Genomic DNA, 17463 nt, shown 5'->3' with positions numbered 1-17463 from the left:
GCCTCAGCTGGTCGCCTCCCCGGAAGCCGCCGCCCTGTCCAGGGCCTCCGGGGCCATCTCGCTGCCGGCCACGTCGGCCGTCTCGCCAGCCGCCTCTTCCGCCGCCTTCCCGCCCGCGGCCGCGGCCGCGGGCGTCTCGTCGACGACGGTCAGCTCGTCGATCAGCGCCTCGAGCGTATCCGCCTCATCCCCTCCGATCCCGGGGACCTGGAGAAAATCCGCCCGGTCCATGTCCAGCAGGCCATAGAAGCTGCCGATTCCCGCCGCCTCGAGCGCGGCCAGCGTTGCGGGCGCGATTCCCTCCAGTTCCGAGAGCGGGAAATCGGAGATCTCGTAGTCCTCGCTGCCCCCGAACAGGCCGCTCCGGCCGCCCCGCTCCATCCAGTCCCGGCTGGAGTAGAGATCGACCTGCCACCCGATCAACTGGGACGCCAGGCGCACGTTCTGCCCGTTGCGTCCGATCGCGAGCGACAGCTGGTCCTCATCGACGATCGCGGTGATCACGTGGCGCTCCTGATCGGAGATCACCTTGGCCACCCGGGCCGGAGCCAGCGCCCGGCGAGCGAAGATCTCGGGATCGGGGTGCCAGGGGACGATGTCGATGCGTTCGCCACTCAGTTCGGAAACGACCGCCTGCACGCGAGAGCCCTTGAGGCCGACGCACGCTCCCACCGGATCGACGGATTCGTCGCGGGACGCGACGGCCACCTTGGTGCGCCCCCCGGCTTCCCGGACAATTTCCTTGATCTCCACGATATTCTGGTAGATCTCCGGCACTTCGAGCGCGAACAGGGACGCGACGAACTGCGGGTCCGCACGCGACAGGATGAGCCGCGGACCTCGAGACGTCTCCTCGAGCAGCTTCAACACGGCGCGGATCGGCTCGCCCTGGCGGAAACGCTCCCGGGGATTCTGCTCTCGCCACGGGATGATGGCCTCCGCTTCCCGGGAACGATTCAGCATCACGACAAGCTTGCCCCGCTCGCTGGCCTGCACTTCGCCCGACACGAGATCCCCGACCCGATCGTTGAATTCCATGCGAATCCGGTCGCGCTCACCTTCGCGAATCCGCTGGATGATCCGCTGCTTGGCTGCCATCACGGCGCTGCGCCCGAATTCCCTGAAATCGACCGGGATCTCCATGAGGTCGCCGACCTCGAAGTCGGGATCGTCCCAACGCGCCTGCTCCAGGGTGACCTCGCGCGCGGGGTCCTCGACGTCCTCCACGACCTCCTTCAGCACGACGATCGAGATTTCTCCTTCGCCCGTGACGTCGATCTCCGCTTCGACCGGACCTCCGAACCGACGAGCCAGCGCGGCATGGATCCCCTCGCGGATGAGTCCCTGCAACTCCAGTTCCGTCAGCGACTTGTTGGCCGCCATCATGCGGAACGCCTCAACGACCGGGATCTGATCGCTCATCTCTTCCCTCTATCTCCCTCGCCGCCTTCCACCGCGTCCCAGTCGTATGCAAGACGCGCGGAGGCAACGGCCTCCAGCGGGATCTCCACGCGATCCCCATCGACCTCCAGCGCAAACGCCTCCGGGGGCCCGGCGGCCAGCCCGAGGAGCGTCCCGTCGAGCCGCCGTCCGCGTTCCGCCAGCGGCACGTACCCCTTCACGCGGACCCGCGACCCCGCGAAGCGCGCGTAGTCCGCCGCCTTCACCAGCGGCCGGTCGACTCCCGGGGAGGAGACTTCCAGCACCCAATTCTCCTCTCCCCCGTCCGCTTCCGCCGAACGGGCGCGGAGTTCCCTCGCGACCGCCGCGCAATCCTCCACCGTGACGCCCGATTGGCCGGCCGAAACGTCCGGGCGGTCGATCCGGAGCCGGAGCAGCGGCCGGCGGCGGCCGCCTCCGCGCTCCAGCTGCACGACCTCGAACCCCAGGGCCTCGACGGCCCGCTCGATGTGCGCCACGTCCAGAATGGTCGACCTCCGGCGGCTCGCGGCCGCGCCCGGTAACCGTTTATCAGCAAAAAAAAGTGGGGCCCGTACAGCTTCCCCACTTCGAGTAACGCCATCGCCCGCCGGGCCCGCGCGGGACGGTATGTGGACCTGCGGCTGTCAAGATAGGGCGGACGCAAACCGGCGGCAACCAAGCCCGGCGGGGGTTGTATCAGTCCCTTCGGCGCCCCAGAAACGCGGCCATCCGGCCCGCCTTGCCGCCACTCGCGCGGTGGGAGTGCAGGGGGATCGTACCGCAGGCGGAACAATGCCGTGAACTCGAGATCGAGGCGCGGTCCACTCCCGCCGCGAGGGCCTGCCCTGCCAGCAGGCCCCTCAGATCGAGGCGGCCGCGCCCTCCCGGGAAACCGAAGGCCGCGAGCACCGGCCTGTCGACCTCGTAACAGCCGCCGCAGATGGCCGGGCCGAAGTGCACGCGAAGCTCCCCGGGCGCACCTCCGCCGGTCCGCCACAGACCGGCGAGGGCGCGCACAAGGATCCCCGCCGCGGCCCCTCTCCACCCGGCGTGGACGAGGCCGATCCGTCCCGTCGCCCGACTCCAGAGCGCGATGGGCACGCAATCGGCCGCGGTGGCGGCGAGCAGGCACTCCCGGGCGCCCGTGACCTGGCCATCGACGCGCCCCGCCCGTTCGACGACGGGGACCCCACCCTCCACGCCCGGACGGCGCGGCACCTCGTGGATCGCGGTGCCGTGGACCTGCGTCGGCACCGATACGCGGCCGAAGCCGAGCCCGCGGGCCAGCGTCCCGTAGGCCTCCGCCACCCGTGCCGGTGACGAGGCCGCAACCCCGAAATCTCCCCGGGCGGCCGTCGTGATGCCACACACGATGTTCGTATCCAGTGCCTCCCACGGCGTCAGCCTGAGGACCCCCTCACGCGAGACTTCCTCGACTTCGAGCCCATCGAGCGCCCGAGCGCCGATGATTTCCTCCGGGGCGCCCGCCGCCGCGACCCGCCCGGGCGTCACGGGCCGTCCGGCGCGATGCGTTCGATCCGGGCCCCCAGCGCGCCCAGTCGTTCGTGGATGCGCTCGTATCCGCGCTCGATCTGGCCGATGTTGTGCACCTCGCTCGTGCCTTCCGCCGCGAGGGCCGCGATGAGCAGCGCCATCCCGGCGCGAATGTCGGGACTCTCCAGCCTCGCTCCCCGCAGGGGGGACGGCCCGACCACGACCGCGCGGTGCGGGTCGCAGAGGACGATTCGGGCCCCCATCGCGATCACCTTGTCCACGAAGAACATCCGGGACTCGAACATCTTCTCGTGGATGAGCACGGTGCCGCGGCATTGGGTCGCGGTCACGAGGGCGATGCTGACCAGGTCGGCGGGAAAGGCCGGCCAGGGTCCGTCGTCGAGCTTGGGAATCTGGCCGCCGAGGTCGGGCCGGATCTCGATTTCCCCGGCCCCGTGCACGAGCAGGTGGTCGTCGCGCCAGCCAAACTCCACCCCGAGACGCTGGAATCCGACCCGCAGCGGGTCGAAATGGGCTCGGTCCACGTCCGCGATACGAAGGTTCGAACCGGTCGCCGCGGCGAGACCGATCACGCTCCCGACCTCGATGTGGTCGGACCCGAGCCGAAAGGTCCCGCCTCCGAGGGCGTCCACCCCCTCGATGAGCAGTCGCGGGGTCCCGATTCCTTCGATCCTGGCGCCGAGCGTGACGAGAAAACGGCACAGTTCCTGGACGTGCGGCTCGCTCGCCGCGTTGCGAAGTTCCGTCGTCCCCTCCGCCGTCACCGCCGCAAGCACGGCGTTTTCCGTCCCCGTGACCGAGGGTTCGTCCAGAAAGATCGAAGCGCCGTGGAGTCGACGGGCCCGCAGCAGATAGTGGTCTCCGACGTCCACCGTCGCGCCCAGCGCCTGGAGTGCGAGCATGTGCGTGTCGAGGCGCCGTCGGCCGATGAAATCGCCGCCCGGCTGGACGAGCTGAAACGTGCCGATGCGGGCCAGCATCGGGCCGGCCAGAAGCACCGAGGCCCGGATGCGTCCGACGACTTCCGGGTCGAGCGCGGCTCCCGGAGCGATGTCCGCGGCGCTCAACTCGAGGACGCCCGGGCCGGCCCAGGTGCCGCGCACCCCGAGATCCTCGAGCAGGCCCAGCAGCGTCTCCACGTCCTGGATGCGAGGAACGTTCTCCAGCCGGACGGGTTCACGCGTCAGGAGGACTCCGGCAAGGACCGGAAGGGCGGCGTTCTTGTTCCCGGCCGGCGTGAACACGCCGCTCAGCGCGTGTCCGCCCTCGATCCGAAAGTGCATCGCGTCTCCTCCCACCCGTCCCTCGACCGCGCGGAAAGTAGCCGGCGGGCGGAGGGGGGCAAGCGATGTTGAGCCCCTCGGGGGCCGGGCCTATACTCCCCTCCAACTTCCCCCATAAGGAGTGGCGGTGTCCACCTTCGAGATCGCGGTCGTTGTCGGCATGGCGGTATGGGTCATCCTCGCCATGGTGATCCTCATCATCCTGGTGTACGGAATCCGGATGCTGCGCGACGTGCGCGAGCCGCTTGCACGCGTATCCGGCGCGGTCACCGACCTCAACGAGCGGCTCCGGCCGGTGCTGCGCAACGCCGAACAGGCCAGCGACCAGGCCCGACTGATCGCGGCGCGCCTGAAACGAGATGTGGACGACGTAAGCGACGCCATCAGCAACGCGACCGAGTCGACCGGACGCATGGTGGAACTGGTCGAGGAACGCGTGGTCGAGGTCGCGGCGCTCGTGGCGGTCATCCAGGAGGAGGCGGAGGCGACCTTCGTCTCCACGGCCTCGCTGCTGCGCGGGCTGCGGCGCGGAAGCCGCAAGGTATCAGGCGAAAAGCCGGGGGCGCACGCCATCGGGGACCGCCCACCAGGCTGAGGTCCCGATTCAGGCCGGACGCAGCCCCGCGTAGGCGACGACGACCTTCTTGCGGCCGGCGTCGTCGAAGTCGATGTCGACCCTCGCCTCGCGCCCGTATCCATGCACCTGAAGGATTTCCCCCGCCCCGAAGCGGGGATGCACGACCCGAACGCCCGGCGCCAAAGCCAGCGGCTCCTGTGAATCTTCGTAGTCGTACCGGAGTTCGCCCTCCTCGCCGCCCCCCCCTTCCCGACCCGGTGAGGTCGCGGGACCCTGTCGCCACGAGTACGAGCGGTCCGCACCCGTCGCGTCCGGGCGCGTGGCCGCCCCGCCGCCCGCGAAGGAACGGCGCCGGGAGGCCGCGCCGCTCCACGGTCGCCGGGCGCGGAATCCGAGCCCGGCCCCGAGCCGCGACCGCACGTGTTCGGCCGGCAGTTCATCGAGGAAGCTCGATGGCGCCGACTGGCTCGACATCCCGGCCCTCCAGCGCGTGTCGGCGTAGGTCAGACTCAGGTGATCCATCGCCCTCGTGACGCCGACGTAGAACAGGCGCCGCTCCTCCTCGAGCCCTTCCGGGGTCTCGATCGCCCGGGAGAGGGGGAAGAGCCCCTCCTCGAGTCCCGCGAGGAAGACGACCGGGAACTCGAGGCCCTTCGCGTTGTGCAGGGTGATCAGCGTCACGGCTTCGCCCTCGAAATCCGCCTCGTCGAGGTCCGAGCGCAGCGACACGGACTGCAGGAACAGTTCGAGATCGGACGCTTCGTCGACCGCATCCTCGGCATCCTCTCGCTCGAACGCCTCGGCCGCGGCGAACAGTTCGCTCACGTTCTCGAGGCGGTCCGCACCGTCCTCTTCCTCCGCGAGCGCCGTCGCCAGGCCGAACGTGGCGACGCAGGCCTCCATGGCCTCGCGCGCCGTGCGGTCCGCGAGCGAGGCGCGCACCTGCCGCAGGCCTTCCACGAAGTGCCGAAGTCCGCGCAGGGCCGCGGCGGGGATCCCGTCGCCGCGCTCGGCCCGCTCCGCGGCCAGCGCGAGCGGCTCATCGCGCCGGCCGGCGACCTCCTCCAGGCGCTCCAGGCTCTTCGCCCCCACTCCCCGGCGCGGCCAGGCCACGGCTCGCATGAAGGCGACGCCGTCGGCCGGGTTGACCAGAAGCCGAAGGTAGGCGAGGACGTCCTTCACCTCACGTCTCTCGTAGAACGGGACGCCCCCCACGATGCGGTACGGGATACCGGCGCGCCGGAACGCCTCCTCGAACGCGCGCGACTGTGCGTTCGTCCGGTACAGCACGGCGAACCCGTTCAGTCCCCGATCCCCGCGCTCGCCCTCGATCCGCGACGAAACCCACGCCGCCTCGTCGCGCTCGTCGCCGCACCGGACCACCTCAATGGGATCGCCCATCTCCCGTTGGGCGCGGAGCCGCTTCGGCTTGCGCGCGAAGTTCTTCGAGATGACGGCGTTCGCCACCTCTAGGATCGACCCCGTGGAACGGTAGTTTCGCTCCAGCCGCACGACGTGGGCTCCGCTGAAATCGGCCTCGAAGTCCAGGATGTTCCGGATGTCGGCCCCCCTCCATCCGTACACGGCCTGATCGTCGTCCCCGACGACGCAAAGGTTCCGGTAGGCGGCGGCCAGCGCCTTCACGATCCGGTACTGGGCGTGGTTCGTGTCCTGATATTCGTCGACCAGCACGTGCACGAAGCGGGCGGCGTATCGCTCCCGGACTCCCTCCTCCACCTCGAGCAGCCGGACGGCTTCGAACAGGAGGTCGTCGAAGTCGTAGGCGTTGCGCCGCTCGATTTCACGCCGGTACGCAGGATAGACCGCGGCCACGATCTTCCCGAACGGATCGAACGCGTCCGCGGCGTATTCCGCGGGCCCCACGAGGGCGTTCTTGGCGGAGGAGATCCGGGTCTTCACGGCGCGGGGCGACCAGCGTTTCGGATCGTGCCCCAGCGACGACATCACGTCCCGGATCGTGCGGATGGAATCGTCTTCGTCGTAGATCGTGAAGGCGTGCGTGCGCGATGTGTGCGGCGCTTCGATGCGAAGCAGCCGGGCGGCGATCGAATGGAAGGTCCCGATCCAGAGGCCGCGCGTCGTCCGGCCGATGAGGCCTTCGATCCGCTCCCGCATCTCGCCGGCCGCCTTGTTCGTGAACGTGACGGCGAGAAGGCGGCCGGGTGCCAGACCTTCGCGGATCAGGCGAGCGGCCCGAGCCGTGAGGACGCGCGTCTTGCCGGACCCCGCGCCGGCGAGCACGAGGAGCGGACCCTCGGGGTGTTCGACCGCCTCCCGCTGCTCGGGGTTCAGCCGAAGCCCGCTCACCGCCCCGGCTTCCGCGGGCGATGGCGCGGGAGTTCGATTCGGAAGCTCGCGCCGCGCGGTGTGTCCTCGAGCCGGATGGACCCGTCGTGCATGTCCTCGATGATGCGGCGCGTGAGAGAGAGGCCGACGCCCCAGCCGCGTTCCTTCGTCGTGACGCCGATGTTGAAGACCTTGTCGCCGAGGGCGGGAGGGATCCCGGGCCCGGTATCGCTCACCCGATAGACCGACCGCTTCCCGTTGGGACCGAGATGGGAGATCTCGATCCGTCCTCCCGCCGTCGCCAGCGCGTCCACGGCGTTCCGGATCAGGTTCTCGAACGCCCACTCCAGGAGGGTCTCGTTCCCGAGCACATCGGGGGCCTCGGGATCGATGTTCACCTCGATCTCGATCTTGCTGACGCGCGCCAGAGCGGGGAGCCGCGCCTCGAAGTACTGCCTGAGATGGACGACGGTCGCCCGCACCGAGACGGGTTCCAGCTTCGTCTTGTGTCCGATGAGTTCGAACCGTCGGGACACCTTCTGCAGGCGGCTCACATCCGCCGCCATCTCGTCGATGAGATCGGGCTGGCCGACCCGGGCCGCCTCCGGGCGAGACCGATCCTCGAGCACCTCGAGCCAGCCGACGAGGGAACTCAGCGGCGTTCCCATCTGGTGCGCCGACTCCCGCGCCATCGCGGACCAGATTCGTTCTCTCTCGCTCCGGAACGAGGTGAAGAGCAGCCACGCGCCGCCGCCCACGATGACGACCAGCGCGGCCGCCGCCAGCCACGGGATCCACTCCAGGCGGCGGAGAAACTCGGGATCGCCGAAGTACACCTGCAGGCCGGGCGCCTCGAAGTGAGACGGCAGCGCCTGCTCGTCGGGCTTGCCATCCGGGCCCAGCGGGAAGTCTTCGGGCAAATGCGACCAGCTCGTCGGGTTGCCCAGCGTGTCCGTGACCACGACGGGGATCTGGAGTCGCTCGACCTGGGCGAGGACTTCCGCCGAGGCCCCGTTCCACAGTGCGTTGACCTCCTCCACCGAGAGGTTGCCGGCGGCGGCGGCGACGCTGATGGCTCGCAGTCGTCCGAAGACGGCCGCGTCGAGGCGGCGCTCCTCCGCCTGCTGCCGGGAGAAGACGACGAACGACAGGAGGACGCCGGAGGAGAGGATCGCGACGAGGAGAGCGGCCCCGCGACGGGTCCAGAACCGGGTCACCGGCAGAGCTCGAGGCGCTCGAAGCCGAGGTAGGGGTGCAGGATCTCCGGGAGCAGGACCCCCTCGCCCCGGCGGAATCCGGTCTCGAGCAGGACGACGAGCAGCCGGGCCAGCGCGAGCGCCGAGCCGTTCAGCGTGTGGACGTGGGCGGGACGGGCACCGGGCCGGGGCCGATAACGGATGTCGGCCCGTCGCGCCTGGTAGTCGGTGTAGGATGAGCAACTCGACACTTCGAGCCATGCCTCGACGCCGGGGGCCCAGATCTCCAGGTCGTACGTGATCGCGTTGGCGAAGCCGAGATCCCCCAGCGGGAGCAGCACGCGTCGATACGGAATCTCGAGGAGTTCGAGCACCCGTTCGGCGTGGCGGGTGAGAAGTTCGAGTTGCGCCTCCGACTCTTCCGGCCGGCAGATGCGGACAAGCTCGACCTTGTCGAACTGGTGGACGCGCAGAAGCCCGCGAGTATCCCGGCCCGCGGCGCCCGCTTCCCGTCTGAAACAGGGCGTGTGAGCGACGTAGGCGAGCGGGAGGTCGGCGTCGGCCAGGATCTCGCCCCGATGCAGGTTCGTGAGGGGGACCTCAGCCGTCGGTACGAGGAAGAGGTCGTCGGGATCCGTTCGATAGGCGTCGTCCTCGAATTTCGGGAGGTGCCCGGTACCCGTCATCGAGTCGCGAGAGACCATCAGGGGAGGCAGCACCTCCAGATACCCGTGCTCGCGGACGTGAAGGTCCAGCATGAACTGGATGAGCGCGCGGGAGAGCCGCGCTCCACCCCCGACGAGCAGCGGGAAGCCCGAGCCCGCGATCCTCGTGCCGCGCTCGATGTCCAGAGCGGGGGTTCGCCCGCCCGGAAATTCCGCGCCGCCGGGATCCGTGTACCCGTGGGTGGCGCCGAGTTCCCAGTGCGGCGGGATGTCGTCTTTCCGCGGGCGACCCCACTCCGCGATCGTCGGCCCCTCCCCCTCCTCGCCCGGCGGCACGCGGGGGTCGGGGATGTTCGGGATCCGGAGCAGGTTCTCGCGAATCCCGGCCTCCGTACGGGCGAGGTCGGTATCCAGGGCCTTGATGCGCGCCGCCACGCGCCTCATCGCCTCGATCTGCCCCGATGCGTCCTCGCCGGCCTTCTTCGCCGCGGCGATCGCCTTCGACGCCGCGTTCCGTTCGGCCCGGAGGACTTCCACCTCATGGATGAGGCGTCGTCTCGCCTCATCGGCCCCAAGGATCTCCTCCACGAGCCGCACGGCCCGCTCATCGCCGCGTCGCGCCATGGCGTCGAGAACGAGGGCGGGAGCCTCTCTCATGGCCTTCAGGTCGAGCATGGTCAGGCAGGGCCCGTCGCGGAGGCGGGCATCATAACGACCCGTGCTCCCCCGGTTCGAGCACGGTGTCACCGCAGTTCGGGTTCACGAGGTGCTCGAAGGTGAGCGTGCCCGCCTCCAGATCGACATCGAGGATCCGGAGCTTCGCGTACCGGCTGCAGGCGAGGAACTGGGTCGGGTCGACCCGGCTGCGCCCGATGAGCACGTCGCCGGGGCGGACCGGCACGGGGCTGTTGAGCGTGTACCCCTCCTCCGGCGCCTCGAGGACCTCCTCGAAGCGCTCGTCCGTCACCTGGAGGCCCGAATCGGTCACGCTGTCCGCCGCCGCCGAGAACGGGACGAGTTCCGGCACGCCGGCACGGATCTGGAACAGGAAATCCCAGTGGAGCGTCTGGTCGACGCGCGCCGGGACGGCGCGCACGATGTCGAAGGCCGGGGGATCCTGGATACGCGCCGTCTGGTAGTCGAACAGCGTGGTCTCCGTGGGCGTGAGGGGTACGTCGCCGAGGAAGGCCGCGAACGGATCGTCGCAGGCGGCCACGGCGAGTACGAGAATCAGCGCCGCCGGGAGAGCGGGGGGGGGGCTTCGGTCGCGGGGGAGCATGGCGCGGAAACTGGCGTTCCGTCGTGTCTTGGGCAAGAAAAAAGGGCTTCGGCGCAGCGGGATACCGGCGTGGCGTCGGGGGTGGGGCAGGCGTAGCTTGGCGACGGCGTGGCCGGCCCGCGACGGGGAGGCTCCCGGCGCGCGAGAGGGGGCGGAACGGAGGACGGGAAGGAGTCCTTGTCGGTGCACTTCGACGCGTACTGCACGGTCCTCGCGGGCGGGATCGGACGTCGGTTCTGGCCCGCTTCGACCCCCGACCGGCCCAAGCAGTTCCTGCCCCTCGCCGGTCCCACACCCCTTCTCGATGAAACCCTGGCCCGGGCGACGGGTCTCGTCGGCGCAGGCCGGGTGCGGGTCCTCGCGTCCGGACACCTCGTGCGGCTCATGCGGCCGGCTCTGGAGGACTCCGGGATCCGCGCGCTCGTTGAACCGCGGGCGCGCGGCACCGGCCCGGCGCTCGTGTGGGCGGCGAGCGAAATCGAGCGAGAAGACCCCGGCGCCGTGATGATCTCGCTGCACGCGGATCATAGAATCGCGCCGGAGGCGGCGCTGCGGGATACGCTGGAATCGGCCGTGGAGGCCGCCCGGGCGGGATATCTCTGCTGCGTGGGCGTGCGGCCCGACCGGCCGGAGACCGGGTTCGGCTATGTGGAAGTGGGCCGGGAGATGGCGTCGGGCGCGCGCGAGGCGCGGCGCTTCGTGGAGAAGCCCGGCCCCGGGACCGCCCGGGAGTACGTGAAATCCGGGCGCTTCCTCTGGAACTCGGGCATCTTCGTGTGGAGGGCAGCCGATCTGCTGGCGGCCGCCCGGGCGCACGCGAGCGAACTGGCGGCCGGCTGGGCGGCACTGGAGGACGGGAACGCGAGCGAGTTCTTCGCGCGAGCCGGGGCGACCGCCATCGACGTCTGCGTCATGGAACGCGCGGATCGCGTGGCCACGGTCGAGGCGAGCTTCGCCTGGGATGACCTCGGAGTGTGGAGCGCCCTTCCCCGCGCGCGAGCCAGCGACGATGCCGGGAACGTCGTCACGGGCTCCGCCCGCCTGCTCGATGCGGCGGACAACGTCGTGTGGACGGAGGCGCGCCGCGCGACGGTCATCGGGGTCTCCGGCCTCGTGATCGTGGAGGCGAACGGAGAGGTGCTCGTGATGCCGCGGGAGGAGGCCGCGGCGCTCGATGCCCACCTCCGCCGGCTCGAAGCGGAGGAGCCGCCCCCCGGGCAGCCGCCTTGACCGCACTCGTCATGTTCGACGACGAACTCGCGGACGGGTGGGCCCCCTTTTCGCTCACCCGGCCGTGCGGCGAACTCATCTTCGGACGCTGGACGCTACGCGAGCGGCTTGAGCGTGTGGCCGGCACGCGCGTGACGGGCCATGTGACCCGCCCCTGGCTGCGTCGGTACGCCGAGGCCGGGGCGCCGGCGAGCCTCGGCCCGGACCGGCTGCCCGACGCCGCCACCTACTGGAGTTCGCGGGCCGTGCCGGCGCTCGACGCGGCGTGGGGCCGCTCGCCCGCCAACCTCTGGCTCGCGGGCCAACTCGCCGGTATCCGGCTCGCGCCCGGGGGGCGGCCGCCGCGGCCGGACTGGTTCGCCGCCCCGCGCCCCGAGCCCGGGCTCGCCGACCGCGCCTTGCCCGGCGAATGGCTGCTCCGTCCGTGGGACCTCGTGTCCGCCGGTCCGGCCCGTCTGGCCGACGACCTGGCGGCGACGATCGGTACGGGCGTGCGGGACCTGCCGGACGGCTGCCGGCGGCTCGGCAGCGAGGCGATCCGACTCGGAGAGGGCGCGCGGGTCGAACCGGGCGTGCTCTTCGATGCGCGCGAGGGCCCAATCGAACTGGGTCCCTGCGTCGAGGTGCGTACGGGGGCCCGCCTGGCCGGTCCCCTCTACGCGGGCCCCCGCTCCAGGCTCCTCGGCGGCGCCCTCTCCCGCTTCAGCGGCGGACCCTTCTCCTTCGTGCGGGGGGAAATCGACGGCGTCACCGCACTTGGGTATTCGAACAAGGCGCACGACGGATACCTCGGCCACGCGTACATGGGGCGCTGGGTCAACCTGGGCGCCATGACGACGAACAGCGACCTCAAGCACACCTATGGAACGGTCCGGGTCGGCCCTCCGGGAGCCCGGACCGACACCGGGCTCGTCAAGCTCGGTTGTCTCCTCGGAGACCATGTGAAGACCGGGATCGGAGCTCGCCTCGATACGGGCACCGTCGTCGGCGCCGGCTCGAGCCTGTTCGGGGCGGAGATGCCGCCCACATGGGTCGAGCCCTTCTCCTGGGGGCCGGGCCGGACGCGGGAGCGCTGCCGCCGGGAGGCGTTCATCGCCACCGCGACCCGGGTCGTCGCGCGACGCGGCCTCGAGGCCGACGCGCCGTTCCGGGGCTGGCTCGGGGACGTGTGGGACGAGGCCTGCCGGCCATGACGTTCTCCGTGGCCTCGCTCGGGACCGGGAGCCGCGGCAACGCCTTCCTCGTCGAGGGGGGGCGTGCCCGCGTGCTCGTGGACGCCGGCTTTTCCGGTGTTCAGCTCGCACGGCGGCTCGAGGCGCTCGAGGTGGAGCCCGAGGCGATCGACCTCGTCGTCGTGACGCACGAGCACCGGGACCATTCGGCCGGGATCGGGATCGGGGCGCGTCGCTGGGGCTGGCGACTCGCCATGAACGCGCCCACCCACCTCGCCTGCCGAGCACTCCTGCGGGGTGGCGAGGTGTGCCGGGACCTCCCCTCAACCGGCCTTGAGGTGGGGGACCTCGCGATCGAGGCGGCCCCGACCCATCACGATGCGGCAGCCCCCGTGGCGATCACGGTCCTGCACCGGCCCACGGGACTGCGCGCCGGAATCGCGACGGACCTCGGGAGGCCCACCACTCCCGTCCGCCACGCCCTGCGTGGATGCGCATTCCTCGTCCTGGAGGCAAACCACGACGAAGGACGGCTCCGAGCCGCCTCCTATCCCTGGCGCGTGAAGCAACGGATCGGGGGCAGCCGCGGGCACCTGTCGAACCGTCACGCAGCCGACTTCGCGCGCGAACTGGCGCATCCCGGACTGGGAGGCATCCTCCTCGCGCACTTGAGTCACGAGTGCAACGACCCGGAACTGGCCCTCGAGAGGGTCTCCATCGGACTGGAACCGTCGCGATACAGCGGACTCCTGGAGACCGCCGGACAGGACCTTCCCGGTCCCCGATACGACGTGGCCGAGCTCATGAGGAGCCGCGCCGATGGCGCGCAGCTCTCGCTGTCTATCTGAGGATCACCCTCAGCACGTCATTCCCGACGGCCCACAGCATGAGCGCGAGCACGAAGACCATCCCCACCGTCGTGAAGCGCATGCGCTGCTGGACGCTGAGGGCCCTGCCGCCGCGCAGGCCTTCGATCCCCAGGAAGAGGAGGTGCCCCCCGTCGAGGACGGGGATCGGCAGCAGATTGAAGATGGCGAGGTTGATGCTGATGACCGCCATGAAACCGAGCAGCTCCCAGAACCCGGCGCGCGCCGCCCGCCCCGAGATCTCGCCGATCATGATCGGCCCGCCGATCTCGCGCGCCGAACTCCGCCCCGTGACGAGATCGGTCAGGAACTGGACGACGGCGCCACTCCAGTAGGTCGCGCTCGACCAGCCCCGTCCGAGCGCCTCGATCGGCCCCGCGCGCCCGCCATCGGCCCCGAGGCGGATACCGATGCGCCCGACCGTGCGGGAGTCGCCGGTGAGGTCGGAGAACTGCTCGACCGCGTCCGGCGTGGCGACGAAGGTGAGATCCTCCCCGTCGCGCTCGACGACGATGTCGACGGATTCGCCGGCCCGCCGTTCGATCCGCATCGTGACCTGGGTCGGATCGTGCACCGAGACCCCGTCGACCCGCCGGATGAGGTCGTTGTCCCGGAGCCCGGCCTCGGCGGCGGGGGAACCCGGCGCGACCTCCACGATCCGAGGCTCGAATACGCCCTGCCCCATGGCGATCGCGGCGAACGCCACGACGGCGAAGAGCCAGTTCATGATGACGCCCGCCGAGATCACCATCACCCTGGCCCAGAACGGCTTCGCGTCGAAGTCGCGGGGTGAGGTTCCCGCCGCGCCGCGCTCCTCCGTTCCGGGCGGACTCGCTGTCCCGCCCTCGAGTTTCCCGGCGACTTCCTCATCGGCCATGCCGGCCATCTTCACGTAGCCCCCGAGAGGGATCCACGACAGTACGTACTCGGTCTCCCCGCGCCGGAAGCCCGCCATCTTCGGGCCCAGCCCGATCGAGAACCGCGGCACCTCGATGCCGACGCTCTTGGCCGCCGTGAAATGCCCCAGTTCGTGCACGAAGATGAGCACGCCGAGGACGATGACGGTTACCAGGATGGTGATGATCACTCGTTGGTCTCCCGACTCGTTGACACCCGATTCCGGCTTCGCCGACTCCGCGCGCCCGGCGCTTCCCGGGCGATCCCGCGCGCCCGGGCGTCGATCCGCCGTACGTCCTCCACCGACTCGATGGCGCGCGACGAGAACCCTTCAAGGGTACGGAGCACGACTCCGGAGAGTTCCTCGAAACCGACCTGTCCGGCGAGGAATCTCTCGACCGCGACCTCGTTGGCCGCGTTGAAGGCCACGGGAAACTCGCCTCCCGCCTCTCCGGCCGCGACCCCCGCCCGGAAGAGCGGGAACACATCCTCCCGCACGGGTTCGAACTCCAGCGGTCCGTCCCGTATGGGATCGAAACCCGGCTCGACGCGCGCGTCGTCCAGATGCTCGGGATACCCGAGCGCCCACAGGATCGGGATCTCCATCGACGGTCGCCCGAGCTGGGCGAGCGAGGAGCCATCGCGGAACTCCACGACCGAGTGGACGATCGACGTCGGATGCACGACGACGTCGATGTGCTCGTAGGGGATGCCGAACAGGGTATGGGCTTCGATGACTTCCAGTGCCTTGTTCGCGAGCGTGGCGGAGTCGATGGTGATCTTCGACCCCATCGCCCACGTGGGATGCTTCAGCGCGTCGGCGGGACGGACGGCGGCGAGCCGCTCGGCCGGCCACGTCCGGAACGGACCGCCGGACGCCGTCAGGGTGATGCGCGCGATCTCCGCCGCGGGGCGTCCGGCGAGGCACTGGTGGACCGCGGAGTGCTCGCTGTCGACCGGCAGCAGTTCGCCACCTCCCTCGCTGAGCGCCCGCAGCACGAGGTCGCCCCCCGCCACGAGGGATTCCTTGTTGGCCAGCGCGAGCCGCTTCCCCGCCCCGAGCGCCGCGAGCGTCGGCCCGAGGCCGGCGAAGCCCACGAGCGCGTTGAGTACGAGATCGGCGCGGGGGGAGCGCGCGGCATCCTCCAGAGCGTCCGGGCCGACGCGCCACTCGCCGGACCAGCGCGGCGTAAACCCGATCGGCGGCGGCGTCCCGAGAACGACGAACTCCGGGTCCCACTCGAGAGCGAGCGCGTCGAGCGCCTCCCGGTTCCGGTGGGCGGTCAGCACGGTCACCCGGAACCGGTCGGGGTGACGACGGATCACCTCCAGGGCCCCCGCCCCGACGGACCCCGTGGCGCCGAGGACGGCGACCCGCTTCACGCGGCCCCTCCGCTCATGCCGCTCATGCCGCGAAGGCGAGGAAGAGGAGCGCGGCGGGAAGCGCCCACAGCACCGAATCCAGCCGGTCCAGCATCCCCCCGTGTCCCGGAAGCAGGCGGGAAGAGTCCTTGACCCCGCACTCACGCTTCAGAGCCGATTCGGCGAGGTCACCCAGAATGGCGAGCACCCCGACCACGAGCCCGAAGGCGAGCGTGCGGGGCAGGCCCAGCGTCCAGGCGTCGGGAAGCAGGAAGCGCGGGTACAGGACGGCCACGGCCACGCTCCCGAGGAGCGCGCACACGGCCCCCGCGATCGTTTTGTTCGGGCTCACGCGAGGTGCGAGCGGACGCTTGCCGAAGGTCCGGCCGCCGGCGTAGGCGGCCGTGTCGGCGATCCAGGTCAGGGCCACCGGCAAGAAGAAGAGGAGCGTCCCCGGGATCCGCCCGCCTCCCCCGCCCCCCTGCGGGAGGAGGACCCAGCCCTCGCGCAGCGGGACCCCGAAGGCGAGGAGACCTCCGACGTAGAGCGCGCCGAACGTCGTCACGGCGGCGCTCCGGATCGGCCTGTCTTCAAGGTCGATCGTCGCGAGCGCGAGGGCCGCGAACCCCGGCACGAGACCCGTCGCGAGGAGCGCGGCCCCCTCGAACCCGGCCGCGAGGACGACCGGCGGAAAGAGGAAGGCCGCGATCGATCCCGGCACGACCAACGCGCGGGTCCCCGCCCCCCGCATCATCCCCGCGAACTCCCGATATCCGACCGCGGCGACAACGCCGAGACCCGCCGCGAACACGTACCCGCCGGCATAGGTGAGCAGCGCGCAGAGCGGAATGCCCACGCCCGCGACGGCCAGCCTCTTGCGGAGATTGGGACTCACGGCGAGATCGCGACCATCACGTCTCCACCAGCCCGAATCGCCGCTCCCGTCGCCGGTAGTCGACGAGCGCGCCGAAGAGGTGCTCTCGGGTGAAATCGGGCCAAAGCACAGCCGTGACGAAGATCTCCGCGTAGGCAAGTTGCCAGAGGAGGAAGTTGGAGAGCCGTTGCTCCCCCGAGGTCCGGATCAGCAGATCGGGGTCCGGCCAGTCGCGCGTGAGCAGTTCCGCCGCGAAGCGCTCCGCATCGATCTCTTCCGGGGACAGTTCCCCACGCACGCACCTCCGGGCCAGCTCGCGGGCGACACCCGCGATCTCCGCCCGCGCCCCGTAGCTGATCGCCAGATGGACGTCCAGCTTCGCCCCGCCCGCCGTGGAAGTCTCGAGTTCCGTGATCGCAAGGCGCGCCGGTTCCGGCAGCCGCATGCGGTCGCCGAACACCGTGACCCGGATCCCGTGCCGCGCCAGGGCTTCTCCCTGGCTCCGCACGTACTCCTCGAGCAGCGCCATGAGCGCCTCGACTTCGGTCGGCGGCCGTGACCAGTTCTCGTGAGAGAAGGCGTACAGCGTGAGGTGGGACACACCGGCTTCCGCCGCCCCCTCGATCGTCTCGCGCACCGCCGTCATCCCCGCGCGGTGTCCTTCCGATCTCGGCAGGGCGCGCCGCCTCGCCCAGCGGCCGTTCCCGTCCATGATGACGGCGACGTGGGTCGGCACTTCGCCCTCTCTCGCGGCCTCCAGCGAGGCCGTCGCCCCGTTTCTCTCCCCGCTCATGCGCCCCAAGCTCGCGCCGTGTGGG

At 70.6% G+C, this 17463-nt stretch carries 16 protein-coding genes; 4 read left to right on the top strand and 12 right to left on the bottom strand.

Features of this window, described 5'->3' with window-relative positions; all coding sequences use genetic code 11:
* Window positions 1-3: 3 nt before the first annotated feature.
* The 4 genes from nusA to murA form a co-directional block, all read right to left on the bottom strand.
* Entirely contained in the window at window positions 4-1422 is a 1419-nt protein-coding gene (nusA, locus tag ACOOHF_RS13675; RefSeq protein ID WP_419935384.1) for a transcription termination factor NusA, read from the bottom strand.
* The gene (gene rimP / locus ACOOHF_RS13670; RefSeq protein ID WP_419935383.1) at window positions 1419-1919 is read right to left on the bottom strand and encodes a ribosome maturation factor RimP; all 501 of its coding nucleotides are present in this window, start codon (window positions 1917-1919) and stop codon (window positions 1419-1421) included. The genes nusA and rimP overlap by 4 nt, the downstream gene beginning before the upstream one ends.
* 199 nt (window positions 1920-2118) lie before the next feature.
* The gene (locus ACOOHF_RS13665; RefSeq protein ID WP_419935382.1) at window positions 2119-2934 is read right to left on the bottom strand and encodes a polyphenol oxidase family protein; all 816 of its coding nucleotides are present in this window, start codon (window positions 2932-2934) and stop codon (window positions 2119-2121) included.
* Window positions 2931-4220, bottom strand: a complete 1290-nt coding sequence (gene murA / locus ACOOHF_RS13660) for a UDP-N-acetylglucosamine 1-carboxyvinyltransferase (protein ID WP_419935381.1) — start codon at window positions 4218-4220, stop codon at window positions 2931-2933. The genes ACOOHF_RS13665 and murA overlap by 4 nt, the downstream gene beginning before the upstream one ends.
* 127 nt (window positions 4221-4347) lie before the next feature.
* Here murA and ACOOHF_RS13655 point away from each other — a divergent pair, with 127 nt between their 5' ends.
* Window positions 4348-4815 (top strand): hypothetical protein, encoded by a 468-nt coding sequence (locus tag ACOOHF_RS13655; RefSeq protein WP_420462118.1) that lies wholly within the window; start codon window positions 4348-4350, stop codon window positions 4813-4815.
* Between the two features lie 9 nt (window positions 4816-4824).
* Here the strand turns inward: ACOOHF_RS13655 and ACOOHF_RS13650 are convergent, their stop codons facing one another.
* From ACOOHF_RS13650 to ACOOHF_RS13635, 4 genes are read right to left on the bottom strand one after another with little or no spacing between them, the layout of a single operon-like run.
* Window positions 4825-7125, bottom strand: a complete 2301-nt coding sequence (locus ACOOHF_RS13650) for an ATP-dependent helicase (protein WP_420462117.1) — start codon at window positions 7123-7125, stop codon at window positions 4825-4827.
* Window positions 7122-8321, bottom strand: coding sequence for a sensor histidine kinase (locus ACOOHF_RS13645; RefSeq protein ID WP_419935378.1), 1200 nt, complete (start codon window positions 8319-8321; stop codon window positions 7122-7124). Before ACOOHF_RS13645 ends, ACOOHF_RS13650 begins: the two co-directional genes overlap by 4 nt.
* On the bottom strand, window positions 8318-9640 hold the full coding sequence (serS, locus tag ACOOHF_RS13640) for a serine--tRNA ligase (protein WP_419935377.1): 1323 nt from the start codon (window positions 9638-9640) through the stop codon (window positions 8318-8320). The genes ACOOHF_RS13645 and serS overlap by 4 nt, the downstream gene beginning before the upstream one ends.
* Window positions 9641-9671: 31 nt before the next feature.
* Entirely contained in the window at window positions 9672-10280 is a 609-nt protein-coding gene (locus ACOOHF_RS13635; protein ID WP_420462116.1) for a hypothetical protein, read from the bottom strand.
* A 147-nt stretch (window positions 10281-10427) separates the two neighbouring features.
* Between ACOOHF_RS13635 and ACOOHF_RS13630 the strand changes: the two genes are divergently transcribed.
* From ACOOHF_RS13630 to ACOOHF_RS13620, 3 genes are read left to right on the top strand one after another with little or no spacing between them, the layout of a single operon-like run.
* Entirely contained in the window at window positions 10428-11474 is a 1047-nt protein-coding gene (locus ACOOHF_RS13630) for a mannose-1-phosphate guanylyltransferase (RefSeq protein ID WP_420462115.1), read from the top strand.
* Window positions 11471-12667, top strand: a complete 1197-nt coding sequence (locus ACOOHF_RS13625) for a putative sugar nucleotidyl transferase (protein WP_420462114.1) — start codon at window positions 11471-11473, stop codon at window positions 12665-12667. Before ACOOHF_RS13630 ends, ACOOHF_RS13625 begins: the two co-directional genes overlap by 4 nt.
* Window positions 12664-13494 carry an MBL fold metallo-hydrolase gene (locus ACOOHF_RS13620; protein ID WP_419935373.1) on the top strand — a complete coding sequence of 277 codons (831 nt, stop codon included), beginning with the start codon at window positions 12664-12666 and terminating at the stop codon, window positions 13492-13494. The genes ACOOHF_RS13625 and ACOOHF_RS13620 overlap by 4 nt, the downstream gene beginning before the upstream one ends.
* Here the strand turns inward: ACOOHF_RS13620 and rseP are convergent.
* The 4 genes from rseP to uppS are packed head-to-tail and all read right to left on the bottom strand — an operon-like array spanning window position 13487 to window position 17438.
* Window positions 13487-14599, bottom strand: coding sequence for an RIP metalloprotease RseP (gene rseP, locus ACOOHF_RS13615; protein WP_419935372.1), 1113 nt, complete (start codon window positions 14597-14599; stop codon window positions 13487-13489). The two genes, ACOOHF_RS13620 and rseP, sit on opposite strands and share 8 nt — an antisense overlap.
* Window positions 14596-15792: a 1-deoxy-D-xylulose-5-phosphate reductoisomerase gene (dxr, locus tag ACOOHF_RS13610; RefSeq protein WP_420462113.1), complete on the bottom strand. Its 1197-nt coding sequence runs from the start codon at window positions 15790-15792 to the stop codon at window positions 14596-14598. Before dxr ends, rseP begins: the two co-directional genes overlap by 4 nt.
* Window positions 15793-15814: 22 nt before the next feature.
* Window positions 15815-16666, bottom strand: coding sequence for a phosphatidate cytidylyltransferase (locus ACOOHF_RS13605; protein WP_420462112.1), 852 nt, complete (start codon window positions 16664-16666; stop codon window positions 15815-15817).
* A 16-nt stretch (window positions 16667-16682) separates the two neighbouring features.
* The gene (gene uppS / locus ACOOHF_RS13600; protein ID WP_419935369.1) at window positions 16683-17438 is read right to left on the bottom strand and encodes a polyprenyl diphosphate synthase; all 756 of its coding nucleotides are present in this window, start codon (window positions 17436-17438) and stop codon (window positions 16683-16685) included.
* Window positions 17439-17463: the final 25 nt, after the last annotated feature.

The organism is Candidatus Palauibacter sp. (assembly GCF_965216145.1).
Lineage (GTDB): Bacteria > Gemmatimonadota > Gemmatimonadetes > Palauibacterales > Palauibacteraceae > Palauibacter.
Note: the sequence above shows the minus strand (reverse complement) of the source record. Positions and strands in the feature narration are given on the sequence as shown.

Coding starts and splice junctions, on each gene's coding strand:
- serS (WP_419935377.1), bottom strand. CDS start 9,640: ATGCTCGACCTGAAGGCCATGAGAGAGGCTCCCGCCCTCGTTCTCGAC.
- nusA (WP_419935384.1), bottom strand. CDS start 1,422: ATGAGCGATCAGATCCCGGTCGTTGAGGCGTTCCGCATGATGGCGGCC.
- uppS (WP_419935369.1), bottom strand. CDS start 17,438: ATGAGCGGGGAGAGAAACGGGGCGACGGCCTCGCTGGAGGCCGCGAGA.
- ACOOHF_RS13620 (WP_419935373.1), top strand. CDS start 12,664: ATGACGTTCTCCGTGGCCTCGCTCGGGACCGGGAGCCGCGGCAACGCC.
- murA (WP_419935381.1), bottom strand. CDS start 4,220: ATGCACTTTCGGATCGAGGGCGGACACGCGCTGAGCGGCGTGTTCACG.